24 protein-coding genes are annotated in these 25,114 nt (G+C 64.0%); 12 read left to right on the forward strand and 12 right to left on the reverse strand.

Going from position 1 to position 25,114, the window contains the following annotated elements:
* Positions 1 to 6: 6 nt before the first annotated feature.
* The 4 genes from Q9K02_RS00055 to Q9K02_RS00070 all read right to left on the reverse strand — a co-directional run bounded on the left by Q9K02_RS00055 (position 7) and on the right by Q9K02_RS00070 (position 2,912).
* Positions 7 to 303: a hypothetical protein gene (locus Q9K02_RS00055; protein WP_305931029.1), complete on the reverse strand. Its 297-nt coding sequence runs from the start codon at positions 301 to 303 to the stop codon at positions 7 to 9.
* The gene (locus tag Q9K02_RS00060; protein ID WP_340309768.1) at positions 293 to 1,729 is read right to left on the reverse strand and encodes a type II and III secretion system protein family protein; all 1,437 of its coding nucleotides are present in this window, start codon (positions 1,727 to 1,729) and stop codon (positions 293 to 295) included. The genes Q9K02_RS00055 and Q9K02_RS00060 overlap by 11 nt, the downstream gene beginning before the upstream one ends.
* Positions 1,716 to 2,621 (reverse strand): Flp pilus assembly protein CpaB, encoded by a 906-nt coding sequence (gene cpaB, locus Q9K02_RS00065; protein ID WP_305931030.1) that lies wholly within the window; start codon positions 2,619 to 2,621, stop codon positions 1,716 to 1,718. Before cpaB ends, Q9K02_RS00060 begins: the two co-directional genes overlap by 14 nt.
* 96 nt (positions 2,622 to 2,717) lie before the next feature.
* The gene (locus tag Q9K02_RS00070; RefSeq protein ID WP_305931031.1) at positions 2,718 to 2,912 is read right to left on the reverse strand and encodes a Flp family type IVb pilin; all 195 of its coding nucleotides are present in this window, start codon (positions 2,910 to 2,912) and stop codon (positions 2,718 to 2,720) included.
* Positions 2,913 to 3,408: 496 nt separating this feature from the next.
* Between Q9K02_RS00070 and Q9K02_RS00075 the strand changes: the two genes are divergently transcribed.
* Together Q9K02_RS00075 and Q9K02_RS00080 are read left to right on the forward strand one after the other, a co-directional pair.
* The gene (locus Q9K02_RS00075; protein WP_305931032.1) at positions 3,409 to 4,167 is read left to right on the forward strand and encodes a DUF2569 domain-containing protein; all 759 of its coding nucleotides are present in this window, start codon (positions 3,409 to 3,411) and stop codon (positions 4,165 to 4,167) included.
* A gap of 123 nt (positions 4,168 to 4,290) precedes the next feature.
* Positions 4,291 to 4,890: a hypothetical protein gene (locus Q9K02_RS00080; protein WP_305931033.1), complete on the forward strand. Its 600-nt coding sequence runs from the start codon at positions 4,291 to 4,293 to the stop codon at positions 4,888 to 4,890.
* A gap of 16 nt (positions 4,891 to 4,906) precedes the next feature.
* On the opposite strand, the gene Q9K02_RS00085 is transcribed toward Q9K02_RS00080, so the two are convergent.
* Positions 4,907 to 5,539, reverse strand: a complete 633-nt coding sequence (locus Q9K02_RS00085) for a M23 family metallopeptidase (RefSeq protein ID WP_305931034.1) — start codon at positions 5,537 to 5,539, stop codon at positions 4,907 to 4,909.
* A 91-nt stretch (positions 5,540 to 5,630) separates the two neighbouring features.
* Complete coding sequence (locus Q9K02_RS00090; RefSeq protein ID WP_305931035.1) at positions 5,631 to 6,362, reverse strand: helix-turn-helix domain-containing protein; 732 nt, start codon at positions 6,360 to 6,362, stop codon at positions 5,631 to 5,633.
* 290 nt (positions 6,363 to 6,652) lie between these two features.
* Here Q9K02_RS00090 and Q9K02_RS00095 point away from each other — a divergent pair, with 290 nt between their 5' ends.
* A complete protein-coding gene (locus Q9K02_RS00095) occupies positions 6,653 to 8,098 on the forward strand; it encodes an MATE family efflux transporter (protein ID WP_305931036.1) in 1,446 nt (481 codons plus the stop codon).
* On the opposite strand, the gene Q9K02_RS00100 is transcribed toward Q9K02_RS00095, so the two are convergent.
* Positions 8,079 to 8,912, reverse strand: a complete 834-nt coding sequence (locus Q9K02_RS00100) for a mechanosensitive ion channel family protein (RefSeq protein WP_305931037.1) — start codon at positions 8,910 to 8,912, stop codon at positions 8,079 to 8,081. The two genes, Q9K02_RS00095 and Q9K02_RS00100, sit on opposite strands and share 20 nt — an antisense overlap.
* 219 nt (positions 8,913 to 9,131) lie before the next feature.
* On the opposite strand from Q9K02_RS00100, the gene groES reads away from it, so the two are divergent.
* From groES to Q9K02_RS00125, 5 genes are all read left to right on the forward strand, one after another.
* Positions 9,132 to 9,419, forward strand: coding sequence for a co-chaperone GroES (gene groES, locus Q9K02_RS00105; protein WP_305931038.1), 288 nt, complete (start codon positions 9,132 to 9,134; stop codon positions 9,417 to 9,419).
* A 52-nt stretch (positions 9,420 to 9,471) separates the two neighbouring features.
* Positions 9,472 to 11,121, forward strand: a complete 1,650-nt coding sequence (gene groL, locus Q9K02_RS00110) for a chaperonin GroEL (protein ID WP_305931039.1) — start codon at positions 9,472 to 9,474, stop codon at positions 11,119 to 11,121.
* A 357-nt stretch (positions 11,122 to 11,478) separates the two neighbouring features.
* The gene (locus tag Q9K02_RS00115) at positions 11,479 to 11,772 is read left to right on the forward strand and encodes a hypothetical protein (RefSeq protein ID WP_305931040.1); all 294 of its coding nucleotides are present in this window, start codon (positions 11,479 to 11,481) and stop codon (positions 11,770 to 11,772) included.
* Positions 11,773 to 11,837: 65 nt separating this feature from the next.
* Entirely contained in the window at positions 11,838 to 12,164 is a 327-nt protein-coding gene (locus Q9K02_RS00120; RefSeq protein ID WP_305931041.1) for a hypothetical protein, read from the forward strand.
* Between the two features lies 1 nt (position 12,165).
* Entirely contained in the window at positions 12,166 to 12,519 is a 354-nt protein-coding gene (locus Q9K02_RS00125; RefSeq protein ID WP_305931042.1) for a hypothetical protein, read from the forward strand.
* Between the two features lie 19 nt (positions 12,520 to 12,538).
* Here the strand turns inward: Q9K02_RS00125 and Q9K02_RS00130 are convergent, their stop codons facing one another.
* From Q9K02_RS00130 to Q9K02_RS00145, 4 genes are all read right to left on the reverse strand, one after another.
* Positions 12,539 to 13,561: an endonuclease/exonuclease/phosphatase family protein gene (locus Q9K02_RS00130; RefSeq protein WP_305931043.1), complete on the reverse strand. Its 1,023-nt coding sequence runs from the start codon at positions 13,559 to 13,561 to the stop codon at positions 12,539 to 12,541.
* Between the two features lie 101 nt (positions 13,562 to 13,662).
* Entirely contained in the window at positions 13,663 to 15,900 is a 2,238-nt protein-coding gene (locus Q9K02_RS00135) for a DUF305 domain-containing protein (RefSeq protein ID WP_305931044.1), read from the reverse strand.
* Positions 15,901 to 16,006: 106 nt separating this feature from the next.
* A complete protein-coding gene (locus Q9K02_RS00140; RefSeq protein ID WP_305931045.1) occupies positions 16,007 to 17,299 on the reverse strand; it encodes an acyl-CoA dehydrogenase family protein in 1,293 nt (430 codons plus the stop codon).
* Entirely contained in the window at positions 17,299 to 18,648 is a 1,350-nt protein-coding gene (locus Q9K02_RS00145; protein ID WP_305931046.1) for a phosphotransferase, read from the reverse strand. The genes Q9K02_RS00140 and Q9K02_RS00145 overlap by 1 nt, the downstream gene beginning before the upstream one ends.
* Before the next feature lie 102 nt (positions 18,649 to 18,750).
* On the opposite strand from Q9K02_RS00145, the gene Q9K02_RS00150 reads away from it, so the two are divergent.
* Both Q9K02_RS00150 and Q9K02_RS00155 read left to right on the forward strand, forming a co-directional pair.
* Positions 18,751 to 19,158, forward strand: coding sequence for a host attachment protein (locus tag Q9K02_RS00150; protein WP_305931047.1), 408 nt, complete (start codon positions 18,751 to 18,753; stop codon positions 19,156 to 19,158).
* A 140-nt stretch (positions 19,159 to 19,298) separates the two neighbouring features.
* Complete coding sequence (locus Q9K02_RS00155; protein WP_422785397.1) at positions 19,299 to 20,321, forward strand: serine hydrolase; 1,023 nt, start codon at positions 19,299 to 19,301, stop codon at positions 20,319 to 20,321.
* A gap of 124 nt (positions 20,322 to 20,445) precedes the next feature.
* Here Q9K02_RS00155 and Q9K02_RS00160 read toward each other — a convergent pair whose 3' ends face one another.
* Positions 20,446 to 20,751 (reverse strand): hypothetical protein, encoded by a 306-nt coding sequence (locus Q9K02_RS00160; protein ID WP_305931049.1) that lies wholly within the window; start codon positions 20,749 to 20,751, stop codon positions 20,446 to 20,448.
* A gap of 207 nt (positions 20,752 to 20,958) precedes the next feature.
* On the opposite strand from Q9K02_RS00160, the gene polA reads away from it, so the two are divergent.
* A complete protein-coding gene (gene polA / locus Q9K02_RS00165) occupies positions 20,959 to 23,793 on the forward strand; it encodes a DNA polymerase I (RefSeq protein ID WP_305931050.1) in 2,835 nt (944 codons plus the stop codon).
* Complete coding sequence (locus Q9K02_RS00170) at positions 23,790 to 25,067, forward strand: sensor histidine kinase (RefSeq protein ID WP_305931051.1); 1,278 nt, start codon at positions 23,790 to 23,792, stop codon at positions 25,065 to 25,067. The genes polA and Q9K02_RS00170 overlap by 4 nt, the downstream gene beginning before the upstream one ends.
* Positions 25,068 to 25,114: the final 47 nt, after the last annotated feature.

A 25,114-nucleotide genomic window follows, 5' to 3' on the forward strand; every position in this document is an offset into this window, starting at 1 on the left:
CGGCCCTCAGTTCGGGCCTTCGCCCCCTTCGCCTACATCGGTCGTGCGGATCGATTCCGGCTGCTTGACCGCGCCCTCGCGATAGCGCTCGACGGCATCGGCAGCGTGTTCGCCGCTGGTCACCAGCTCATCGGTATAGACCGGGTCCGGATTGACGACCTGCGCCATCATGGTCTGGCGGTTGGCCTCCCCGAAGGAGGCGTCGCCGGGCGCTTCGAAGATCGACTTGTCGGCACAGCCTGCCAGCATCACCAGCGGGAAGGCGGCGAAGATCGCCAGCCGGGCGGATCGTTCAATATTCATAATCGCTGCCTTCCTCTATGGTCACGGGGGTCTGCGGCGCGGCCAGTTCGCTGGCCGGGACCGGATCGTAAGGTTCGCCCGTCAGCACGGTGCCCGCAGCCGTCGGATCGCGCACGCGATCGGTCGGCAGGCGCACCTGGTCGGGGCGGATCGGCTTCACCAGTCGCGGCGTCACCACGATCAGCAGTTCGGTCTCGCCCTTCTGGAATTCGGTCGAGCGGAACAGCGCGCCGAGGATCGGGATATTGCCGAGCAGGGGCACCTGGTTGACCGTGGTCTGGAAATCCTGCTGCAGCAGCCCGGCGATGGCGAAGCTTTCGCCGTCGCGCAGTTCCAGCGTGGTGGAGGCGCGGCGGGTCTGCAGGCCGGGAATGGCGAGGCCGTTGATCTGGATCGAGGCCGCCGGATCGATCTGGCTGACCTCCGGTTCCACCACCAGGTTGATAGTGTTGTCGCCCAGAACGGTGGGGGTGAAGCCAAGGCTCACGCCGAAGGGCTTGAATTCCACCGTGATGCGCCCGGCGACGTTATCGTCATCGCCGCCGCCGGCGCTCGACTGGACGACGGGGATGGGGAACTCCCCGCCGGCCAGGAAGGATGCCTTTTCACCCGACAGCGCCACGAGCGTCGGCTCGGCCAGTGTCTTGGCGAAGCCTTTCTCTTCCAGCGCGTTCAGGAAGACATCGAAATCGATACCCAGCGCCCCGAAGGTCGCGCCGAGCACGCCGAAGCTGTTCTGGATTTCCGAGAACTCGAAAACTCCGGTGCCGTTCGGGCCGGGTGTCAGCCCGGCTCCCGGGCCGAAGGACGATCCGAAATCGCCGCCCCGGTCGAAGCCGAAGCCGCGCACGCCGATGTTCTCGCCCATAGAGCGGTTCACTTCGGCGAATTTGACCTCCAGCATGACCTGCTGGCTGCTGCCGAGCGCGATCATGTTGACGACTTTCTCACCGGCGTAGGTGCCTGCGAGGCGCACTGCCCGGTCGATCATGCCGACATCGGTAGCAAGGCCGGTCAAAACCAGCGAATCGCCGCTGATATGTGCGTCGATCTGGCCGCCGGGGATCAGGCGGGCTGCCTGGCTGCGGAAAGCTTCCGCATCGGGGCCGACGGCGATGTCCATCACCGACAGCACCCGGCCGCGCGCATCGTAGAGCGTCAGGCTGGTGGTCCCCATGCCCTTGCCCAGCACGTAGATCGAATTTTCGGTCAGGGCGACGATATCGGCGATATCGGCATTGCCCACCAGCGCCTTGGCGATCGGCCGGTCGGCAGTGACCACCTGGCTCTTGTTGACCGGGATCTCCAGCGTTCCGGCATGGATCTCTCCGGTGCCTGCGAATTGCGCCTGCGCCGGGCTGGCGGCCATCAGGGCGATCGGAAGGGCCGCGGCAAGCGCGCGGCGCATGAAATCAGTTCGTGCCACGGGACACCTCCTGGCGCGCACCGTCGGTGCCGCGATAGATCGTCATGGTCGGGCCCGAGAAGACGGGCGCGGATGGCTGCGATGTTCCTGCCGAAGCGGGCGCCGGGCGATAGGCCACCTGCTGCCGCGGTGCGGGTGCAGGGGCGGGCCGGGCCGTGCTGTTGCGCGAGGCATAGCGCAGGCGGCCGCCGGGCAGGTCGCGTGTGGTCACTACTTGCGCACTGCCGACATTCTGGTTCTCGACATTGCGCAGCGCCAGTGTCAGCCGCCCGCTCTGCGCGGCCAGCGCCAGCCGCTGGGCATCGTACTGGTTGGTCAGCAGCGTCGCCATCTTCAGTTCCTGCGGTTCGGTGCTATCTTCCGAAGCGCGCCGGTCGATGGCCAGCACCTGCGCGTTTTCCAGCACGACCGAGGTGACGAGATCGTCGTCTCCACCGGGAATTTCGCGTGTCATCATCACGTCGACGACATCGCCGGGGGTCACGAAGCCGGCCACACCGGCCACGTCGTTCACGGGAATGGTGGTCGCGCGCATATCGTCGGGAATGTTCTCCGACAGGATGGCTCGGGCCGAGATGCGGGACCGGAGGATCGGCTCACCCGCCGCGATCGGGCGAATGGCGACATTGCTACCGGCAAGACCGTTGAGATCGTTGAAGGCGCCTGCGGGCACCGATTGCGCGGGCCAGTTGACCAGCCTGACGGTGTCGGGCGTCAGCGGTGCGCCGAACGGAAGATCCTGCGAAGCGACCGCGACGCGAACGAGCTGCTGCTCTTCGGCGATCCGCTCCTGCTCTGCCTCCACGCCCGAAAAATAGGCGTTGGTCAGATAAACAGCCAGCACGCCCAGAACCAGGGCCGCGCCGATGATGATGATATTGCGCCGCTCCATGCGCCGCTCCCCCCGAATAGCTCCTCACAAGCGCAGAAACCCCCGCTGCGCCGGGTAAAGTCCGGCCCCGGCTTGAAGCCGAGGCCGGTACGTTAATTAGCCACCGTCTGCGGGCAATTCTTCGCCGGTGGTGATGATCGTCGCGGTGTCGTTCATTGCACCGGCGATTGCACCGGACAAAGCGGCCGCAGCGCCGACGATGGCCAGGCCAACGACGACGAGGATCAGTGCGTATTCGGCAGCCGAAGCGCCGGATTCGTCAGCAGCGAAAGTCTTCAGGAAATTGGTCATGATGTTTCTACCCTAGTCCAAGCGGGGATCGTCCCCCCTTCATTCACATGAGGGCTCCGGCCTCTATTTCCGGCTTGCCCTGTCCGTGCGGGTAAATGCTCTGGAACCGGCGCGACCTTGGTTTATGTTTTTCCGACGGTTACGCCGGATCAGACGCCTGCTCCCTCACGGAACGCCCTAAGAATCCATCTTATGGCAACCTTAGTCAAGAATTTGGCAACCAGTAAAATTTCCGATGATATTTCAGAATGATGACGCCGATAAACGTTAAAAACGACGGTTAATGGCGCAGGATTTGTATATTTCCGCCACCATGAGCGAATCGAAAATTCCTCCCTGATTCGCAATTTGTTAACTAAATTCCCGCAGATTTCCGGCGGTTTCGCTGAAAAGTTGCAGCCTGCGAAACCCGATCGAAGTTTCGGCGTTGGATTTGAACATGGTTCCAGAACGACACAGAAAAGCATTAATTGCAGCGTTTTCATGCTTTGCGGACATGCTGGAAGCGAAATCCCGCGCCATCGTCGCAAACCTGCGCCCCTTCGTGGATCGCGCGATTCCCTGGTGGATCGTCGGCTGGCTCGCGCTCGCCAGCCTGCGCATCGCGTTCAGCCCCTCGCCCGTCACCGGTATCGTCGACTTCGCCAGCATCTTCCTGCCCTATGCCCTTATCGCGCTCGCCCCGCCGATGGCCTTCCGCCTCGCCGAAGCCGCCTTTCCGGAAAACGAAACCAAGTGGGACGACCGGGTCAGCCTGGCCTTTGTCGGCCGCTGGACGAAGGTCGATCGCGAAGCTGCCCGCGGCCACCGCATGTTCGGGCCGGTGGGCTTCATGGCATCGCTGCTCGTCGGCATGCTGCTCAACGTCGTGATCCGCAGCGGCGAGTTCCTGCTTGCGGTCCCGGCGATTACCGCCGCAGGTCCCGACTGGGCTCGCGCCATCTTTCTCGCCATGGCCTTCGAAGCCATCGCGATGAACTTCCTCTATGTCGTCTGCTTCGTGATGGCGCTGCGCACGATCCCGCTGTTCCCGCGCATGCTGGCCCTCACCTGGGCCTTCGACATCGGCCTGCAGCTGACGACCGCGAGCGTCGTGAAAGCGCAGGCCGGCCTGCCACCGGAAGTCGCCACCTCGCTCGCAGGATTGCTGGAAGGCAATATCACCAAGGTGCTTATCAGCATCATGATCTGGCTGCCCTATCTGCTGCTGTCGGACCGGGTGAACGTGACCTACCGCAGCCGCCTGCCCGGCTGAGCCAAGCCCCTTCCCGATTCGCCTGCCGCGCGAATCGGTGATACAGCGGCCCCTCATTTCGGTGGGGCACGGGGAATGGACAGGGTTCGAAACAGGGGAGTGAAGCACCCTTTGGCGGTTGCCTTGGCCGCTACGGCGGCCATCGTCGGCGTCTGGATCGCGATCGACCGGGCGATCTCGACCGGCCCCGTCATGCGGGTAGCCATACCCCACTTCACCCGAATAGAACTGCCAGAGACGACGCCAGCCCGCCCGGTCGATGAAGAAGCCCTGGCCAGTCTGGACGCAGGCGATGCCGCGGACGCCGTGGTCGCCCTGCTGCAGAACCCAGATGCAGCGCCGGACATGGCCGCCGCTTCCGAAGGCAACCGGATGGCAGCCGGTCCGACAAGGACCGCAGAAGGCCTGATTCCGCTGAGTTTCGATCTGGTCCGGCCGGGCTCCTCCGGCGAAAGCGTCAGCGCCGATGCCGTCATCGTGCGCAAGCCGCTCAGGATCGGCGCGCGCGAGATCGGCAGCCTGCCCGTCCATATCGATGGCGATTCGCGCCTGCTGGTCGATGCCACGGAACTGGTTCGCATGCTGGAACGCGCCGGCCGGCCGCGCACGGTGCGGAAACCGCGCAGGGCGGACAATCTGCTCACTTTCACCGAGCTGCGAAACGACGGTGTCGACCTGCGCTACGACCCGAACAGCGACAGTCTCGTGATGACCGCCGGGTGATCCGGACGACCGGCGCTTATCTCAGGGAAGCAGGATCGACGGGACGACCGTCCACCCGCGTTTCGTAATGGAGATGGGGCCCGGTCGAGCGCCCGGTGGAGCCGACATAACCAATCGTCTGCCCTGCCTGGACGCGATCGCCTGCCCTCACCGCAACGGCGGACAGGTGGGCATAGCGGGTTTCGACCGTCCCACCGTGTGAAAGCCTGACGAGGATGCCGTAACCCCCACGCCATCCTGCGGAAAGTACCACCCCGCTCGATGTCGCGGCCACCGGCGTGCCCGTGGCCGCGGCAAGGTCTATCCCGCCATGAAAGCGTCTGCCGCCAAGCACGGGATGGCCGCGCATGCCGAAGCCGCTGGTCAGCCGTGCCGCCGCGAGCGGCCGTCCCGACGGCATGGCACCCGCTTCGAATTCCGGCCCCCCGATGGCCGACGACTCGGGCTCGATATCCGCACCCATGAGATCGACGGCGCGACCGAAACGGACAGCGGGGCGCGGGGGCGGCTGCAAGGGTTGCTGCTGGACCTGCGGAGCCCCGCTTGCCGCCCCTGCCTCCTCGCCCTCCTCCGCAAGGGCAGCGGGTGCGGACAGACCGTAGGTGATCGCAAGGCCGATCAGCCCGAAGGCGATATTTGCATTCCCCATGACAGCTTCCCCCTCCGGATGCAGGGCCAAGCCAATATCATGGAAACTGCGGTTTCGCGAATCGCAACCGGCAGGCTGTCTTGTTTCGGGATCAGTCCCAGTCGATATCGATGGAAACCTGCGACTCTTCGGTTCCCGCGAGCCGTGCGATTTTGGCGCGGCTCTGCGAGATGACTTTCGCCAGCGTCTCGGTCGGGTCGTTCGTCGAAGGATTGCCGGGGTTTTGCGGCGAATGGCCGCCCTGCGGAGCGTCCAGAGCAACCGGTTGGCCATAAAGCAGTTCGGTCGGCGTCACTTCGAGCGCTGCGGCGAGCCGCTGCAGAGCGGCTTCACGCGGCCGGACCTTGTCGGTTTCCCACTTCCAAAGGGTCGGTTTCGTTACGCCTGCCTGACGGGCCAGTTCGACCATGGAGAATTTCGACCGCGTCCGCAGCAGCTTCAGTCTCTCACCTAGGGTAGGTTCCTCCTGGCGGGGCGGCAACCGGCGGGGGCCTTCGGGCATCGAATAGGCGAGGCAGGCTGCTACCTCCGCGCTGTCGAGAGGCTCGGCAAAACGGCATCCGTAGAGATTTTCGGAATGCCACACGATCGTCGCCATCCTCTCCCCGATATCGGGCAGGACCACGGTGATGGGTTCGTCGAGGGCGAGCGTGCCGGACGTCCCGAGCAGAATTCCGGTTTCGGAGATATTGAACACGTCGACATCGCAACCGGCCTCGGCCTGCGAAATGGCGGTGGCAAGATACAGGCGACGGCGCGGCGCGGCGCGAGACTGGCCTGTCTCTGCCGAAACTTCTGACTTGTCTTCCAAACGCCCGAGCATGAGCAAACCGCCTTTCCCGTTCGGGAAGGAGTGAAACATTGCGACCTCTTTTCTCGTCCGGGTTAACCCGGCATCGTTAATTTTTGGTTTTTTGCGACTCCCGTCGTTGCATGGACAGGTAGACCTTAACCGGCGGTGGTTAAAGCGAAATCACGGGGAAACCACCCGACTAGGACACTTGAGCTAACGCCTGAACCTGTGTCCGGCCCGCCTCTTCCGACTGAGAAAATGCCTGTTCCTGCGCGCCACGCTTTCGCAGAGGAAAGACTGCGCCTATCCGGGCCGGCTGCATGGCCTACGACCTGCCCCCAGAGCCCCTGCCGTCCGATCCGGATACCGGCAGCGACGGCTGGCGCGACGAGATCCGTGCAACCTTCCGGCTGAGCTGGCCGCTGGCGGCTGCCAATCTGCTCCAGATGCTCACCTATGCCATCGACGTGATCTTCATTGCGCGGCTGGGAGAGGAACAGTTGGCGGCTTCGGCGCTGGCAATCGCGTTGTTCGGGTTGGTCATGTGGGCGCTGTCCGGCCTTACCGGAGCGGTCGCACCCGTCGCGGCGGCGGAACTCGGCGAGCGTGCCCCGGCATTGCGGCCCGTCCGGCGGACGGTGCGCATGGCCCTGTGGCTGGCCGTTTTCTCGGGCCTCGGCGGCGTCGCGCTATGCCTGCTGCTCGGCCCGTTGATGCGGGTCACGGGTCAGGAGCCGCGCATCATCGCGCTGGCGCTGGAATACAACACCATCCTCGTCATCTCGATGGTGCCGTTCCTGATCAACAACGTGTTGCGCAGCTTCGTCTCGACGCTCGACCGGCCGATCTTCGCGACGGCGATCACGGCGGGCGGCATCTTCGTCAACGCGCTGGCGAATTACGCCTTCATCTTCGGTAATCTGGGCGCGCCCGAGCTGGGCCTGCGCGGCGCGGCGGTGGCGACGATCATCACCACGCTGGTGACGCTGCTGGCCTATGTGATCGCGATCCGCCTCGACCCGCGACTGCATCGCTATCGCATCTTCGGGCGCTGGTGGTCGCCGGACTGGCCGCGCTTCATGCAGATCGTGCGGGTGGGCACACCGATTGCGCTTACGATCACGGCGGAGGCTGGGATTTTCGGCGCGGCCGCCTTCCTGATGGGAAATATCGGCGCGACCCAACTGGCCGCGCACACGGTCGCGCTGCAGATTGCGGCGCTCGCCTTCCAGGTGCCGTTCGGCGTGGGCCAAGCCGCGACCATCCGCGTCGGCTACTTCTATGGCGCGCGCGACACCGACGGCATGAAGCGCGCCGGGTGGAGCGCGATCGCGATCGGTACCGGCTTCATGCTGCTGACGGCGATTGCCATGGTCGCGATCCCCAAGCCGCTGTTGGCGATCTATATCGACCCGTGGGACCCGGCCAATGCGGAGCTGGTGGGCTTCGCGCTCACCTACATCGTGGTCGCCGCGGCCTTCCAGCTGTTCGATGGGATGCAGGCAGTCGCTGCCGGTGCCCTGCGCGGGCTACAGGACACGCGCATCCCGATGTGGATTGCCGCCTTTGCTTATTGGGTACCGGGCATCGGCACAGCGCTGGTGCTCGGTTTCGCCACACCGCTCGAAGGCGTGGGCATATGGATCGGGCTTGCGACGGGCCTCACGGTCGCCGCGCTGCTGCTCGGCTTGCGCTGGCACCGGCGCGATGCGCTGGGCCTTACGGTCAGGCCAGCAGGCGCGCCCTCTATGCCGCCCGCTGCGTGATCTCGCGCTGCGGGAACGGGATCGAAATACCGACATCGTCGAAACGCGCCTTGGCGGCTTCTGTGAGATCCCAACCCAACTTCAGATAATCGCCTGTGGCGCACCAGACGCGCATTCCGATACCGACGGAACTGTCATCGAGCGACGCGACGAAGGTGACAGGTGCCGGATCGTCGATAATGCGCTCGTCCGCTGCGGCCAGCGCCAGCAGTTCGGTACGCGCCTGCTCCATACTGTCGTCGTAGCCGATCCCCACCACCAGCTCGAACCGGCGGATCGGATGACGATTGAAATTGACGATGGCCTGGTTCCATAGCTCGGAATTCGGGACCATCACGAACAAGCCGTCGAACTGCTTCAGCTCCGTGGTGAACAGGCCGATCTGCATGACGGTGCCGGTGACCGAACCCGCGGAAATCCCCTCGCCCACCTTGAAGGGCTTCTGCACCAGGATCATCACGCCCGATGCGACATTGCTGAGCGTGCCCTGCAGGGCGAGGCCGATGGCCAGCGCCATGCCACCCAGCGCGGCGAGGATGCTGGTGGTCTCGACGCCGAACTGGCCGAGGACGGTGATGAGGACCAGCGCCCACAGCGCGTATTTGACGAGGTTCGACAGGAAGTTCGCCACCGTCGGTTCGAAGCGCGGCGATTTCGTGAGGGCCCTTTCGACCCAGCCCGACACAAGCTTGGCAATGATCAGGCCGATGACGAGCACGGCGAAGGCCCCGGCGATGTCCATCATGTTCAGCCGCAGCCACAACAGGATCTGCTCGGGTACGGTCAGGGCGGATACGGTCTGGTCGGTCGTCATCGAAATCGGTCTCGCCATCTAAGAACGTCGGATTTGCGCGGCCATTAGGGAACCCGAGACCGTTTGGCCACCCTCGGGCACGGCTCGTCCGGGCGAGCGGAAAATTTTGCATGAACCCCCGTTGACTCCCCGAAGGTGCAACCCCAAATGCGCCGAGCTGGCACTCTCGCCGAGTGAGTGCCAACACCTGTTTCACACTCTACAGAAGAGGTCACACACATGGCATTTCGTCCGCTTCACGACCGCGTACTGGTCCGTCGCATCGAAGCCGATCAGAAGACCGCCGGCGGGATCATCATTCCCGACAGCGCCCAGGAAAAGCCGAGCGAAGGCGAAATCGTCGCCGTCGGCAACGGGGCCAAGGCGGATGACGGCAAGGTCACCCCGCTCGACGTCAGCGCCGGCGACCGCGTTCTGTTCGGCAAATGGTCGGGCACCGAAGTCAAGATCGACGGCGAAGACCTGCTGATCATGAAGGAAAGCGACATCATGGGGATCATCGGCTGATCGCCGACCCTGAACGCTTTTCCAACCGAAACACACTCCAGGAGAAACACCAATGGCAGCCAAGGACGTAAAGTTCAGCCGCGACGCGCGCGAAGGTATTCAGCGCGGCGTCGACACCCTCGCCAATGCCGTCAAGGTCACGCTCGGCCCCAAGGGCCGCAACGTCGTGATCGACAAGAGCTTCGGCGCACCGCGCATCACCAAGGACGGCGTCACCGTCGCCAAGGAAATCGAACTGAAGGACAAGTTCGAAAACATGGGCGCGCAGATGCTCAAGGAAGTCGCTTCGAAGTCGAACGACGCCGCCGGTGACGGCACCACCACCGCCACCGTGCTCGCCCAGTCGATCGTGACCGAGGGCATGAAGTCGGTCGCCGCCGGCATGAACCCGATGGACCTCAAGCGCGGCATCGACCTCGCAGTCGAGAAGGTCGTTGCGGACCTCAAGGGCCGTTCGAAGGACGTGTCGGGCTCGGGCGAAATCGCCCAGGTCGGCATCATCTCCGCCAATGGCGACCGTGAAGTCGGCGAAAAGATCGCCGAAGCCATGGAAAAGGTCGGCAAGGAAGGCGTGATTACCGTCGACGAGAGCAAGGGCCTCGAATTCGAGCTCGAAACCGTCGAAGGCATGCAGTTCGACCGCGGCTATCTCAGCCCGTACTTCATCACCAACCCGGACAAGATGACGGTCGAACTCGAGAACCCGTACATCCTGATCCACGAGAAGAAGCTGTCGAACCTGCAGTCGATGCTGCCGGTGCTCGAAGCGGCCGTCCAGTCGGGCCGTCCGCTGCTGATCATCGCGGAAGACATCGAAGGCGAAGCGCTGGCGACCCTCGTGGTCAACAAGCTGCGCGGCGGCCTCAAGGTTGCGGCGGTTAAGGCTCCGGGCTTCGGCGATCGCCGCAAGGCCATGCTGCAGGACATCGCGATCCTGACCAAGGGCGAGATGATCAGCGAAGATCTCGGCATCAAGCTTGAGAACGTCACGCTCGGCATGCTCGGCGAAGCCAAGCGCGTCACCATCGACAAGGACAACACCACCATCGTCGACGGTGCCGGTGACGAAGGCGACATCAAGGCTCGCGTTTCGGAAATCCGCACGCAGATCGACAACACCTCGTCCGACTACGACCGCGAGAAGCTGCAGGAGCGTCTCGCAAAGCTCGCCGGCGGTGTTGCCGTGATCAAGGTCGGCGGTGCGACCGAAGTCGAAGTGAAGGAACGCAAGGACCGCGTCGACGATGCGCTGCACGCAACCCGCGCAGCCGTGGAAGAAGGCATCGTCCCGGGCGGCGGTACCGCGCTGCTCTACGCTTCGAAGGCTCTCGACGGCCTGAGCGGCGTGAACGACGACCAGACCCGCGGCATCGACATTGTTCGCCGCGCGCTGGCCGCTCCGGTCCGCCAGATCGCCAGCAACGCCGGCCATGACGGCGCAGTGGTTGCCGGCAAGCTGACCGACGGCAACGACGAAAGTCTCGGCTTCAATGCAGCCACCGACACGTATGAAAACCTGGTGTCGGCCGGCGTGATCGATCCGACCAAGGTCGTGCGTACTGCCCTGCAGAACGCAGCTTCGGTCGCCGGTCTGCTGATCACGACGGAAGCCGCGATCGTCGACAAGCCGGAAGACAAGGGCGCTGCGCCCGCAATGCCCGACATGGGCGGCATGGGCGGTATGGGTGGCATGGGCTTCTAAGCCTGTCCCGAGCCCTGCCGAAGGGCTCGGCTACCCGGCCTACCGGCTAGAAACAGAAGGGCCCGGCGGAGCAATCCGCCGGGCTTTTCTATGCATAATGATCGCCTGCCAGTGGCTAGGTAATTTAACGGATGCCCTTCGAACCTTCGACTTCATTGCTCATGGTTAAACCGAACCTCGGGACGACGCAGTCCGGAGGGTATCGACGATGAGACATGTATTGATTTTTGGAATGGCCGTTGTGGGCTTCGGCCTGTTTGCCATTCCAGCGAACGCTGCCACGGTAGGACCATCCTCAACCAATGCGTGCTGACGCCGGTTGGCGGGGCAATGGTCGCCGACAGTACAGGGACCGTGATGACGACTGAATCCGGTGTCGGCGCAGCGCCCGCCACTCTGGCGGTCGTAGCCACCGGCTCGGTGCCGACATTGACCTTCGGCGCCCCCACCCTGTCCGGGCCAGCGACCGGCTCCACCACCCAGATACGCTACACCGGATCGGGTGCCAGCCAACCGTTTACCGCGACCAGCTCGACCGCTTCTGCCGCGCGGCTCGATACATTCACGGTGCATGCCAAGGTCGATAACGCGGCAGGCTTCCCTTCAGGTGTCTATACGGTGAGCACGATCGTCACCTGCGGTCAGCCATGATCAAGGCGTACGCATTTTGGGCATGCGCGCTTGCGGCCACCGCCGGACCGGCGCTTGCCGTGGGTATGGGACCGCTCGAGAAGAGCGGCATTACCGATGGGCCCAAGAAGGGGTTCTATCTCACCGTGCTCAATCCTTACGACAAGCCTGAGACTTTCCGGACTTTTCCGGCGGTTCTCGGCGGGGAAGATGCACCGCAAGCCGTGACCGTACGCCCGGAACGCTTCGTCCTGGCTGCCGGCCGGCAACGCCGCGTTCTCGTGGTCGTCGACGAACTGACGCCGGGCGAAACGCGCGAGTTTCGCGTGTGTACGGAGAAAGATAAGGAAGAGGGGGTGATCCATGCGCGCGTATGTTCTAAGCTCAGCGCTCGTCGTATCGCTGCTCGCTAGCATGCCAGCCCAAGCAGGGGACGGCGTCTATCTGCCACCAGCGCCGCAAGGGCCCGGCGGCGAGGATTCGATCGAGACCGCTGACGGTACTCGGTGCCGGCAGTCGATAAATTCGAATGGTCCCTATCTCGACGTAGGCGCCGCAGGCCAGGCAGCCAGCCCCCTGCCGCGCGACAGCGCTACGAACGGTCTCGTGTTCCTCCAGCAGGACCGGGACCGCGAGGGGCTCGTCTACATGAGAGTGACGGTGCCGCTCGGCAAGAAGCCTACCCGGATCGACTGTTCTCGCCTCTATGAAATGGAAATCGCCCGCCTGCGTCGCGAAGTCGAAATGCTGAGAATGGCGGCCGAATAGGGCGCCACCTGCCGCATCGTCACTCTTCCTGTCCCGCAGGGAAAATCCCGGAAACGTCCGCATCGGTCGAAGCCGGATCGACACAGACCTTCGCGAGAACGGGCAGATGATCGGACCCGACACTCTCGCCGATCTCGAGCGCCTCCACCTTCACGCCATCCTTCACGAAGATCTGGTCCAAAGGCCAGCCGGCAACGGCGAAGTCCGCCGGGAACGTCGCGAAACTGCCGCGCCCGGCGCGCGGGTCGCTGAAACCGCCGTCATGGACGAATTGTTGCGTGGTGCTCGACCACGGCACATCGTTGAAATCGCCGATCGCGAGCACATTGGACAGCATGTCCGGCGTGCGCGACCCGGCGCGGGCGATGTTGGCATCGCGCTGCGCGGTGCTCTCTCCGGGCAGCGGCGGGCGCGGGTGCAGGCCGATCAATTCGAACCGCGCGCCGTCGCCCATCCGCAAGGTCGCATAGAGCGTCGGTGTGTTCGAGCTGGTGTTGGCCACCATCTCGGCACGGTCGACTTGCAGCGTGGTTGCAAAAACCATACCGTATTTGTTCTCCAGCGGCCGGGTCAGCGTATAGCCGTAACGTGCGAGCTGGGGCTGCAGCGCATCGAGCCACACCTGGTTCGTCTCCATCAGCAGCAGGATGTCGGGTTGCTCCGCCTCGATCAGCCGAGCCGTCGCATCGTAGCGATCGTTCGTCTGAAGCACATTGAACGACAGTACTTTCGCGCAGCTCATCCCATCGACGTCTTCAGGCAGCGGAACCTGCGCGGGTGCGAGAAAGGTGTACGGCCACATGCGCCACAGATTGATGCCGATCACGAGGGCGCCAAGGGCCAGCACCCAGACCGTTTTCGAACGAGCGAGAAAGATTCCGGCCACCACCAGTATCGCCGCGAGATAGATCGTCGGTTCGCGCAGCGTGTCGAGCACGCGCACGGCCCCGCGATTGGTGCCCCACAAGGAAATGATCGCGGCGACTGCCAACAAAGCGAGGAGGCCGATAACGGCCTTGCCCGCGATAGATCGCGTTTTCATCGACTTGGTCCTGTCTTGCCCCCGGCCCCATGCATAAGGGCCGCAACAGTCATACCGTTGCAGCCCGTGCATGTTCCGTAAACGACGTTACAGGATGCGGGTCAACCGCCCATGCGGCTCGCTTCCGCCGCGGCCACAACTTCGTCGGGCCAGGTCACCTGCGTTTGCGTCTGCGGGTTGAAGACGTCGCCTTCGTAGACAGCTGCCTCCGCCGCCGCGATCTCTTCAGCCGTCAGGAACTCGCTCGGCTCGAGCGCGAAGACGTCGAGCCCGCGGCTGATCTCGGTCGCGTAGATGCGGCCCTTGTACCAGTAAGCCGACCAGTAGCCGCCGGTGACCAGCTGGTCCTCGTCCACCGGACCGCGGTCGAAATAGGCGATCTCGAACGGATTGGTGGCATCGGTGAAATCGATGATCGACAACCCGCCCTGATACCAGGCCTGCACGAAGATATCGCGGCCCGGGACCGGGATGATGGAGCCGTTGTGCGCGACGCAGTTCTCCTTGTCGCCCTGCGGCGCGGGCAGCTTGTACATGCCGCGATATTCGAGCTTGCCATTCTCGATCGCATAGAAGGCATCGGCACCCCAGTTCATCGGGTCGCCCGCCTGGCAGCGCGGCCGCCCGCCGCCGCCCCATTCGTCGGTGAACAGCACCTTGGTACCGTCGTTGTTGAAAGTGGCCGAGTGCCAGTAGGCAAAGCCCTTGTCGGTCACGTCGTCGATACGCTGCGGCTTCAGTGGATCGGAGATGTCCATGATGATGCCGTTGCCCGAGCACGCACCGGCGGCCAGGTTCTTGGCCGGGAAGACGGTAATGTCGTGGCACTGGTTGGTGTCATTGGTTTCCTGCGTCCGGCTGCCGTCCGGGTTCAGGCCATGGTCACCGCCGCGCCACAAGCCGGCGATCTGCCCGTCCTTGGCGAAGACGCGCGGGCTGTCGACGATGCGCGCTTTGGCAGGATCGGCCAGCGGGATCTCGATCACGTCGATGCTGAACAGCGCAGTCTCGTCGCCGGCCGTGTCGAAACAGCCGGGCAGTTCCTCGGCATCGCGGACATAGCTCGTGCCCGAGTTGTACACGATCAGGCGCGTGTCGTCGGCGCTGACGATGGAGTGCGTGTGGCTGCCGCGGCAGGTCTGCACCTGCCCGATCTGGCGCGGGCGGGTGATGTCGGAAATGTCGAATATGCGAATGCCGCGGAAGCGCTCTTCGCTGACGTTGCCGGTGACCCCCTGCAAGCCGCAATCGATCCGCGCGCGGCTGTCCTGAACGCTCATCACGAGGATATCGCCCGCGATCGAGACGTCGCCCTGCCCGCCGGGGCACACGGTCGAGCTGACCAGCGTCGGCACCCCGTCCTCGCCGAGGCGATAGGCGTTGAAGCCGTGGTAATTGCCCGCGACCATCACGTCGCCGGAGAAAGCGATGTCGGTATTGGCGAAACTCAGCAGCGAGCCGCGCTCGCCGAAGCGGGGTTCTTCTTCCTCAGGCTCGGCATCGGCTTCGGCGCTGTCGGTCGGTTCCTCGACTTCGGTATCGGCGGCGTTCTCCTCGTCGTTCTCGATCAACGGCTGGAGCTGTGCGGGGTTGGCAGGATCGAAAAAGCCGGCAGGCTTGGGCTGCGCGGCGACGAGGCGCAGGTTGAGGATCGCCTCTTCAGCGTCGCGGAAGCCCGCGGCGAGCGTCGCGCGCGGATCGGTCGAAAGGTTCGCCGCGACCGCGTTCATCCGGTCGATCTCCGCCTGCTGGTCGGTCACCACTTCATTGGTGAATTCGAACATCACCGGCTCGTAAGCACTGCCCGGAGCCTTGTGCAGTTCGTCGACCATATCGATCGCGCCGAGGTGGTGGGCGGTCATCAGCTTGAGGAACATGCGGTCGAATTCGGTGCCGTTGGCGGCAGCGAGCGCCTGCATCTGGCCGGGGGTGGCCATGCCTTTCATCAGGCTATGCGCGCCGTGGCCCATGTGCATCGAATGCGGGCCTTCGAGCTTCTCTCCACGCTCCTCGAGCCAGGTCGTCATGAAGCCGATCTCGTCCTTCTGGCTCGCATCGATCCTCTCGGCGATCTTGACGATGGCGTCATTGTTCGTGCGCCCTTCGACGAGATCGGCCATGGCGACGGCTTGCCGGTGGTGGACGATCATGCCCTGCATGAAGGCAACATCGGCCGGCGAGTAGGCCGTCTTCGACAGGGCGATAGCCTCGTCCTCGCCGATGACGCGCGGCGCCTCGCCCGGCGCGCCGGGCAGCACGATGGGCGCCTGCTGGGCCAGTGCGGCAGTGGAGGTCGTAAGCAGCAGGCCGGCGGCCAGCGCGCGGAGCGAATTTGTCATGATGTGCAGTCCCCGAAGTATGAAGGTGCGATAAGCCCTTCGCGCGCGCGCAAGGTCAAGCGATTGTTCTGCGAACGGCGTTCTTGCCCTGATTAACCGTCTGGGATCAACCTGATGCGAACTTGCCGCGCCGCGGGCCGAGATAGCCGAACAGATATGCGCCCACCTTGCGCATCTGGATTTCCTCGGCCCCCTCGGTGATGCGATAGCGGCGGTGATGGCGGTAGATGTGCTCGAACGGCTTGTGCCGCGAATAGCCGATCCCGCCATGCACCTGCATCGCGCGATCCGCCGCCTCGCACACCAGCCGGTTCGCCCAGTAATTGCACATGCTGACCTTGTCGGAGATCGTCTTCTCGATCTCTTCATGCGGCATGTTGTCCATTTCCCAGGCGGTCTTGTAGATCAGCAGGCGCAGCATCTCGCATTGGGTGGCGAGCTCGACCAGCGGGAACTGGATACCCTGGTTGCGCGCCAGCTCCTGCCCGAACGGCTTGCGTTCGCGGGCGTATTTCACGCTTTCCTCGACACAATACAGCGCTGCGCCGCAGCTGCTCGCGGCCTGGCGGATGCGGTTCTGGTGGACGAAGCTCTGCGCCAGCGAAAGGCCCCTGCCCTCGACGCCGAGAATGGCACTGTCGGGCACCCAGACGTTGTTCACGCTGAGGCGCGGGTGATCGGTGGGCATGTTGAAGGTCCACAGCCACTCCTCGATCTCCAGCCCCTCGATCGGGTTGGGGACGAGGAAGCAGGTGATCCCGCTGGCATCGCCATCCTCGCCGGAGGTGCGGGCGAACATCGCGCAGTGGGTGGCGACATGCATGCCCGTGATCCACATCTTCTCCCCGTCGATCCGCCAGCCGTCGACTCCGTCGCGCGTTTCGCGCACCGCCTTGGTCTCCATATGCGTGGCGTCGGAGCCATGATGCGGTTCGGTGAGGCCGAAAGCGACGCGGCGCTTGCCTTCGAACCCGCCGAGGATGAATTCCTGCTTCTGTTCCTCCGTGCCCCATTGTTCGAACATCTCGACGAAGGGGAAGTTGCCGACGATGCTGTGCTCGTTCTGCAGATCGTTGTGCAGGCCTAGGCCACGCTGGGCGAAGCGATCGCGGATTACCGCCATCCAGAGGTTCGAGCCGTCCTTGCCGCCGTATTTCTTCGGCGCACTGAAGCGCCAGTGGCCGGCGGCATCGGCACGCTTGCGGGCTTCGCGCAGCAGTTCTTCCCAATCCTCGCGCGGCAGGCCGCCCTTCTCGAAATCGGTGCGCGCATATTCGCGGCGGTGGTCGAAGAAGCGGATATTGTCGTCCTGCTGTTCGAGCGGGATGATTTCAGTCTCGATGAAGCCGACCAGCTCCTCGTAATACTTTTCGAGATCCTCGGGGATCGTGAAGTCCATCAGTCCTCTCCAGTCCATTTGGCGCGGGCCAGCGCGAGCATCGGGTATTTGGGCACGTCGGCCGCCAGCTTGTCGAGCGCAGAGCGGCGCAGCAGCGCGAGCAGGCCGGGCGTCGCCAGCGAGCGTTCCCCGTCCAAAAGTTCCTGCGCCAGCAGATCGTCGGCGAATTCGACATCGACCCGGTCGCCGCGCGAGATCATGCCCAGCGCATTGCGGGCGACCGCCAGCTGGAAGCGGTCGTGGCCTTCCATGCGGTCTTTGATTGTGCCGAGCCATTCGGAAACCGCCTCGGCGATCTCGCCGACGCTCGCTTCGCCCAGCGGATCGAGCTTCACGTCGCTTGGCGGCAGCGGCCGCGCCTGTTCTTCCTCCGGCGCGTCGTCTTCGAGCAGCAGCAGGAGATCGAGTTCCTGTTCGCTGGTGCGGCGCGAGATCACCACGCGCTCCAGCATCCGGTCTTCGCCGCTGCGCCAGAAATCGGCCATGCGGATGCAGCCGAGCGCCCACCACACGGTGCGGTAGATCAGCCAGAAGCGGAAACGAGCAGCATCCAGCGACACGCCGCTTTCCGCCTCATAGGCTTCGACATAGTCTTCAAGCGAGCCGAGACCCAGCGCCGGGCGGTCGACGCGGGCGAAGCGCCAGACCGCCATGCAGCCGAAAGCGAGATCCTCGTGCCGGTCGCCGAGATGCGCCAGCTCCCAGTCGAGCACGCCGGTGAGGTGCGAATCCTCGGCCAGCAGATTGCCGAGGCGGAAATCACCATGATTGAGGACGGGCTCGACGCGCTCGGGCAGATTGTCGCGCAACCATTTGAGGCCCAGCGCGATCATCGGCCGGTCGCCGCCCGCCTCCTCGAACTGTTCGGCCAACCCTTCGACGGCCTCGGCATAGTCCATCTCGGGAACGTTGTCGGGGAGCGTCGCCGGATCGAGCGCATGGATGCGGGCCAGATCGCGGGCCACTTCGCGTAGCAGCCCGGCGGGCTCGTCCATCGCCAGGATCGCGCGCGGGTCGGGCGTGCCAGGGAGCGCGCGCATCACGAAGCCGCTGCCGATCCCGTCCTCCGGCTCAAGCACCAGAACGACTTCAGGCGCCGTCACCCCGGCATCGAACGCCGCGCCGATGATTGCCGCTTCGCTGTCATGACCGTAGGGCCGGCCCTCCATGAACTCGAGGCTCGGCGCGCGGCGCAGGACGTAGTCTTCCCCGCCGCAGGCGAAACGCCAGCTCTCCATCGTGGCTCCGCCCGTCAGGCGCGCGAGCCCGCTGGCCTCCCCCATCCCCGCCCGTGCGAGCGCCTCGTTCAAGCCGCGCTCGATCGCGCTTCGGCTGTCATCCGTTCCCATGCAGCCCATGCTTGCAGGCAAACGCTTCGCCGCTCAAGCCCGGACCCCTCCCCGGCCTCGCTCGTTGGTGGTGCAGAACTAAAAACAGCAGGAGAAAATTCGATGAAGCTACCCAACAAGGCGCATGTCGCAATCGTGGACGGCGAGAACTTTACGGTGATGCGCAATTCGGGGCAGATGTTCGAACCGAAGCTGGAGGACGCCCAGAAGCCGGATCTCACCGCGACCAACTACAGCGCCGGTGTCAAGCACCAGGACGATATCGGTCAGGAGCATGGTCGGACGGATTTAGAAGAACTCGCCCATGGCGCGGCTGCTGCCGAATGGCTGAACGCGAAGGCCATCTCCGGCGAGATCAGCGATGTGCTCGTCATTGCCGACCCGAAGACGCTGGGCGAAATGCGGCGCCACTATCACGGCGAACTCGAAAAGAAGCTGGTCGGCGAGATCGACAAGACGATGACGGGCGAACCCGTCGACCGGATCGAAAAGGCCATCGCCGACGCTTAGCTTTCGCTCCGCATCCCGTTTGTTCCCGCGGTAGCGAATCGATTGTCGTATTCGCGCCACTTTCTGTCGCTATATCCCTTGTTGCTGACGCTTGAGCCATCTTAAGCATCGGTAAACCACGTAAAGGGTAACAGGACGGGATGCGGACAGGACTTTTCGGAAAGATTATTGCGGCCGGGGCCATCGCCTTGGCATCTCCCGCTATTGCCAACAGCGATACGCAGGCGTTCGAATCAGCCTTCGACAGGACCCTCGGGACCGAAGTTCGCGAACCTTCGTCGATGGTCGCACGCTACGAGACCGACTTTGAGCGGCAGATCGCGCGTCTCGCAGAAGGTTCACGCGGGCGCATCGGCGTTTACGCGGTCGACCTGACGACGGGTCGGGAAGTCGGCGTTCTCGCCGACCAGCGCTTTCCGATGGCCAGCACCAGCAAGGTCGCGATCGCCGCGACCTATCTCGCAGGCGTCGATGCGGGCAAATGGAGCCTTACAAGCGAATGGCGGCTGCCACGTCCGGGCGGTGCTTACATGCCTGCATCCCGCCATATCAGCCTTATGATCAGCAAGAGCTGCAACGATTGCACCGACGCCATGCTCAATGCCGTCGGTGGCCCTGCTGCGGTGAATGCTTGGATGCAGAAGGCCGGGATCGAGGGCTTTACGCTTTCGCGCGATATCAAGACGCTGATCCGCGAAGACGGGCGAAGCGATCCGGCATCCTCGATCGACATCCGCGACAGCGCGACTCCGCGCGCGATGGGGCAACTGCTCGCGGGGATATACCAGGGCCGCTGGCTGAGCGACAATTCACGCCGCGTGCTGGTCGATGCCATGCTGGAGACGACGACCGGCAAGCGGCGGATGCGCTCCGTCCTGCCGATGAGCGCCATGCTCGCCCACAAGACCGGGACGCTCAGCCGCACCGCGAGCGATATCGGGATATTCCATACGCCCGATGGACGCGCGATCGCAGCTGCGATCTACGTGACCGGGCAAAGTCCTTCGATGGCGGTCGAGAACGGCAGCCGGGCGCAGAAGCTGGAAGCGCGGCGCTTGCGCGACGGGCGTATCTCCACGATCACCGATGCGCTGTATCGCGGGTTCGGGCGCGCAGCCAATGATGGCCGCGCCTGGGCCAATGCGGAGTATGGCGGCGAGTAAGGCTCGCCAGGTCAGCTTACCGGACCTCTTCGACCATGTGTGATGACAAAGGAAAAGGGCGGCGCCTTGCGGCACCGCCCTTTCCTGTTTCGAAACGATAAACCGTTCCGAAGCGCTGGCGCGATTAGTCGGCCTGTGCTTCAGCTTCGGTTTCGCCTTCGACTTCAGCTTCGACTTCAGCAGCAGCTGCGTCGGCGTCGGCAGCCATTTCTTCAGCACCGGCTTCCATTTCGGCGCCAGCAGCTTCCATGGAGTCGCCAGCGGCTTCCATGTTGGCTTCGGTGTCGGCAGCAGCCGAATCCATGGTGGTTTCAGCCGAATCTTCGGTAGCTTCCGAGCAAGCAGCGAGCGAGAGAGCAGCGGCCGAAGCGGCAGCAACAAGAGCGATCTTACGCATAATATAATTCCTCAAACAGCGAGTTTGGAGCATCGGGGCGACCCTTGGCCGACCCTCTGCGCGAGTCCCAAATCAGGCCTCACGATGTCTAAATAAGGGCGACAATGTGGCAGCGCAAGCGATTAGCGACCAGTTTCGCCTTTTTTCTGCCTTATTTTGTCGAAAATGCCGAATTTCTGCCATATTTTGGTAGGCGTGAAATTTCTCCCCATGCCGCAGTCACGCTGCTAAGTCGCCCCAATGGCCGCTCAACCGCACCTCTATCTCGTCGATGGCTCCGCCTACATCTTTCGAGCCTACCATCGGCTGCCGCCGCTGACCGACCCGGAAGGCACTCCGGTCGGCGCTGTATACGGCTACACGACAATGTTGTGGAAGCTGGCCGAGGATCTCGACAAGGCCGACGGCCCGACGCATCTGGCGGTGGTCCTCGATAAATCGAGTTATTCCTTTCGCAACGAGATTTACGACCAGTACAAGGCCAATCGCCCCGATCCACCGGAGGACCTCGTCCCGCAATTCCCGCTGATCCGCGATGCCACCCGCGCCTTCAGCCTGCCCTGCATCGAGGAACCGGATGTCGAGGCAGACGACATGATCGCCTCCTACGCCCGCGCCGCGCAGGAGCAGGGCTGGAATGTAACGATCGTCAGTTCCGACAAGGATCTGATGCAGCTCGTCGGCGATAAAGACGGTGCGAAAATCGACATGCTCGACACGATGAAGAGCGCGCGCATCTATATCGAGGAGGTCGAGGAGAAGTTCGGCGTGCCACCCGAGAAGGTGGGCGACGTCCTCGCGCTGATGGGCGATTCGGTCGACAACATTCCCGGCATCTTCGGCGTCGGCCCGAAGACTGCGAGCAAGTTGATCGCGGAACATGGCGACCTCTCGGCTGCACTCGATTCCGCGGAAAGCATGAAGAAGTCCAAGCTGAAGGAGCGCCTGATCGAGCATCGCGAGGATGCCGAACTCAGCCGGGTGCTCGTGACGCTGAAGGAGGATTGCGAACTGCCTGTCGCGCTCGACGACATGAAGCTGGATGGCGTACCGAGCGAACCTCTGGCCGCTTTCCTCGAAAAGCATGGCTTTACCAGCCTGCTGAAGCGCCTCGAAGCAGGCACCGGCAGCCCGACGCGTGCCAACGATCTCAATCCGGCGAAGCAGGACACGAAGGGCGCGGAAGCGAGCAGCGACGGCAATCGCCAGCCGCTGCCGGCCATGCCGGAGGTCGACCGGTCCGCCTATGAATGCGTGCAGACGATGGAGCGGCTGGAGCACTGGATCGAGCGCGCCAGGGCTGCGCGGCTGGTGGCGGTGGACACGGAAACCAGTTCGCTCGACTGCATGCAATGCGATCTCGTCGGCGTCAGCCTCGCGCTCGGTCCGAACGATGCCTGCTACATCCCGCTGCGGCACGGCGGGAGCGACATGTTCGCCGACAAGCCGGAGCAGATCGAGGTGTCGGCAGCGCTGGATGCCCTACGCCCGTTGCTCTCGGACGATGCCGTGCTCAAGGTGTTCCACAACGGGAAATACGACCTCAATGTCCTCGCGCGAAATGGCGTCGCGGTTCATCCGATCGACGACACCATGGTCATCAGCTTCGATCTCGACGCCGGCCGCGCGCTCGACGGGATCGGCGGCGGGCACGGCATGGACGAGCTGGCCGAAAGACACCTCGGCCACAAATGCCTGACCTTCAAGGAGCTGTGCGGCACCGGCAAGAAGGCGATCCCCTTCGGCGAAGTCCCGCTCGACAAGGCGACCGAATATGCCGCCGAGGATGCCGACGTGACCTGGCGGTTGCACACCATACTCAAGCCCCGGCTGGCGACCGAAGGCGGGACGCGGGTTTATGAGCGGGTCGATCGCCCGCTCGTCCCGGTCGTCGCGCAGATGGAGCGCTATGGCATCAAGGTCGACCGCGCGCGGCTGGCCAAGCTGTCCGAGGAGTTCGCGAAGGAAATCGGCCGGCTCGAAGGCGAAATCCACGAGATCGCCGGGACCGAATTCACCGTCGGCAGCCCCAAGCAGCTCGGCGAGGTGTTGTTCGATACGCTCGGCTACAAGGGCGGCAAGAAGGGCAAAAGCGGCCAATATTCGACCGACCAGAGCGTGCTGGAGCGCCTGTCCGGCGAAGGGGCGGAGATCGCCGAGAAGGTGCTCGAATGGCGCCAGTTGGCGAAGCTCAAATCGACCTATACCGACGCGCTGCAGGAAGCGATCAATCCCGAAACCAGCCGCGTGCACACCAGCTACAGCCTGGTGGGCGCGCAGACCGGGCGATTGTCCTCGACCGATCCGAACCTCCAGAACATCCCGATCCGTACCGAGATCGGCCGCCAGATCCGCGAGGCTTTCGTGGCCGAAGAGGGCAACGTCCTGCTCGCAGCCGACTATTCGCAGATCGAGCTGCGCCTTGCCGCCCACATGGCGGACGTCCCGAGCCTGAAGGAAGCCTTCGAAGAGGGCGAGGACATCCACTCGCGCACGGCGAAGGAGATGTTCGGCGAGGTCAATCGCGACACGCGCGGGCGGGCCAAGACGATCAACTTCGCCATCCTCTACGGAATTTCCCGCTGGGGCCTTGCGGGTCGGCTCGGCGTGGAGGCGGACGAGGCGCAGGACATGATCGACACCTATTTCCAGCGCTTTCCCGGCATCCAGCGCTACATCCTCGAAACCACCGAGCGGGTGCGCGAGCGCGGCTATTCGGAGACGCTCTTCGGCCGCAAGACATGGTTTCCGCGAATCAATTCCAAAAACCCGAACGAGCGGCAAGGCAGCGAACGCGCGGCGATCAATGCGCCGATCCAGGGGACCAGCGCCGATATCATCAAGCGCGCGATGGCCCGCATGATGCCCGCGCTGGAAGAGGCAGGCCTCGGCAATGTCCGCATGCTGCTGCAAGTGCATGACGAACTGGTCTTCGAACTGCCCGAAAGCGATCTCGACCAGGCCAAACCGGTGATAGAACGCGTCATGGCAGAGGCCGCGCAGCCTGCGGTCGAACTTACCGTGCCGCTGGGCGTCGAGATAGGCACCGGCAAGAGCTGGGGCGCAGCGCATTGAGACAGCTTGCCAAGGCCCTCAAGCGCACGCGGCGCTGGCCGAATGCGATCATTCTTCTGGTCCTCTTCGGGGCGATGGTCGGGCTAATCTACCTCGTCTACCAGACCTTGGAGGCGGAACGCCGCCAACGCGAGCAGGCGACGCAGACTGCCGCCGTCGTGCGGGTTCTCGAAGAGATCGACCGCGCCGCATTGCGCGCCGAAACCGGCCAGCGCGGCTATATCATCACGCTCGATCGGCGATACCGATCTTCCTACGAGGAAGGCAGCGAGGAAATCGATCCGGCGCTCGATGAATTGCGGCGTCTGCTCGGGACCGAGATCACACCGCGCCAGGAAGAGCTGGTCGACCAGATCGACATGCTTGCCCGCCTGAAATTCGACGAGATGGAAGAGACGGTCGGGCTGGTGCAGGAGGGCCGACTGCTGGACGCTCGCCGCGCTGTGTTGTCCGACGAGGGGCAGGAAGCGATGGAGCGCCTGCGCCGCTCGCTCGACGAGATGCGGGAGATCGAACGGCAGATCCTTGGCGAACAGGCTGCGGACACCGCAAGGCTGGAGGCCCGCGTGCTGCCGTTGCTTGCCGGGCTGATCTTGTTGATCCTCGTCGCCATCCTGTTCGGCATGCGGGTGGTGTCGCGCGCTGCCCTGGCCGAAGCCCAGGCTGCCCAGGCCGCCGCCATCGGCGAAGCGCGCGACCGGGCCGATCTCCTGGCGCGCGAACTCAACCACCGGGTCAAGAACCTGTTCGCAGTGGTCCTCGCGATCGTGCAGATGAGCGCGCGCGACAAGCCGGAAGCGAAAGAGGTCACCGACAGCATCGCCCAGCGTATTCGCGCATTGCTGACCGCACACGAAGTAAGCCAAGGCGAGCTGGAGCGGCCGGTGGCATCGCTTTACCAGCTCGTCGAAACCTCGCTCGCGCCCTATCGTTCGTCGTCTCAGGTTGCGGAGATCGAGGGGAACGAAGTTCTGCTGCCGGCCAAGCACGTCACCCCGCTCGGCCTGGTGCTGCACGAACTGACCACCAATGCCGTCAAATACGGCGCCTGGAGCGGCAAGGGGACGGTGCGGGTCAGCTGGGAGGAGCGCGACGGGCGCGTCTTCATTACCTGGCGAGAGACGGGCAAAGCCATCGACGGCGAGCCCGATCGACGCGGCTTCGGCAGCATGCTGATGAACAGCGCGGCGCGCCAGTTCGGCGGCTGTGTCGAGCGCGAGTTCGGAGCCGACGGGCTTGTCGTCGATATCGACCTCCCGCTCGACGACGCCTGACCGGTCGGGGTTGTCAGCCCGCGCGGCGGGTCATAAGCGGTCGCCCA

Source organism: Qipengyuania profundimaris (assembly GCF_030717945.1).
Taxonomy (GTDB): Bacteria; Pseudomonadota; Alphaproteobacteria; order Sphingomonadales; family Sphingomonadaceae; genus Qipengyuania; species Qipengyuania profundimaris.

Excerpts from the sequence above, each read along its gene's own strand:
- Q9K02_RS00055 (WP_305931029.1), bottom strand. The coding sequence starts at position 303 with ATGAATATTGAACGATCCGCCCGGCTGGCGATCTTCGCCGCCTTCCCG.
- cpaB (WP_305931030.1), bottom strand. The coding sequence starts at position 2,621 with ATGGAGCGGCGCAATATCATCATCATCGGCGCGGCCCTGGTTCTGGGC.
- Q9K02_RS00070 (WP_305931031.1), bottom strand. The coding sequence starts at position 2,912 with ATGACCAATTTCCTGAAGACTTTCGCTGCTGACGAATCCGGCGCTTCG.
- Q9K02_RS00075 (WP_305931032.1), top strand. The coding sequence starts at position 3,409 with ATGCTGGAAGCGAAATCCCGCGCCATCGTCGCAAACCTGCGCCCCTTC.
- Q9K02_RS00085 (WP_305931034.1), bottom strand. The coding sequence starts at position 5,539 with ATGGGGAATGCAAATATCGCCTTCGGGCTGATCGGCCTTGCGATCACC.
- Q9K02_RS00090 (WP_305931035.1), bottom strand. The coding sequence starts at position 6,362 with ATGCTCGGGCGTTTGGAAGACAAGTCAGAAGTTTCGGCAGAGACAGGC.
- Q9K02_RS00095 (WP_305931036.1), top strand. The coding sequence starts at position 6,653 with ATGGCCTACGACCTGCCCCCAGAGCCCCTGCCGTCCGATCCGGATACC.
- Q9K02_RS00100 (WP_305931037.1), bottom strand. The coding sequence starts at position 8,912 with ATGACGACCGACCAGACCGTATCCGCCCTGACCGTACCCGAGCAGATC.
- groES (WP_305931038.1), top strand. The coding sequence starts at position 9,132 with ATGGCATTTCGTCCGCTTCACGACCGCGTACTGGTCCGTCGCATCGAA.
- groL (WP_305931039.1), top strand. The coding sequence starts at position 9,472 with ATGGCAGCCAAGGACGTAAAGTTCAGCCGCGACGCGCGCGAAGGTATT.
- Q9K02_RS00115 (WP_305931040.1), top strand. The coding sequence starts at position 11,479 with ATGACGACTGAATCCGGTGTCGGCGCAGCGCCCGCCACTCTGGCGGTC.
- Q9K02_RS00120 (WP_305931041.1), top strand. The coding sequence starts at position 11,838 with ATGGGACCGCTCGAGAAGAGCGGCATTACCGATGGGCCCAAGAAGGGG.
- Q9K02_RS00125 (WP_305931042.1), top strand. The coding sequence starts at position 12,166 with ATGCCAGCCCAAGCAGGGGACGGCGTCTATCTGCCACCAGCGCCGCAA.
- Q9K02_RS00130 (WP_305931043.1), bottom strand. The coding sequence starts at position 13,561 with ATGAAAACGCGATCTATCGCGGGCAAGGCCGTTATCGGCCTCCTCGCT.
- Q9K02_RS00135 (WP_305931044.1), bottom strand. The coding sequence starts at position 15,900 with ATGACAAATTCGCTCCGCGCGCTGGCCGCCGGCCTGCTGCTTACGACC.
- Q9K02_RS00140 (WP_305931045.1), bottom strand. The coding sequence starts at position 17,299 with ATGGACTTCACGATCCCCGAGGATCTCGAAAAGTATTACGAGGAGCTG.
- Q9K02_RS00145 (WP_305931046.1), bottom strand. The coding sequence starts at position 18,648 with ATGGGAACGGATGACAGCCGAAGCGCGATCGAGCGCGGCTTGAACGAG.
- Q9K02_RS00150 (WP_305931047.1), top strand. The coding sequence starts at position 18,751 with ATGAAGCTACCCAACAAGGCGCATGTCGCAATCGTGGACGGCGAGAAC.
- Q9K02_RS00155 (WP_422785397.1), top strand. The coding sequence starts at position 19,299 with ATGCGGACAGGACTTTTCGGAAAGATTATTGCGGCCGGGGCCATCGCC.
- Q9K02_RS00160 (WP_305931049.1), bottom strand. The coding sequence starts at position 20,751 with ATGCTCCAAACTCGCTGTTTGAGGAATTATATTATGCGTAAGATCGCT.
- polA (WP_305931050.1), top strand. The coding sequence starts at position 20,959 with ATGGCCGCTCAACCGCACCTCTATCTCGTCGATGGCTCCGCCTACATC.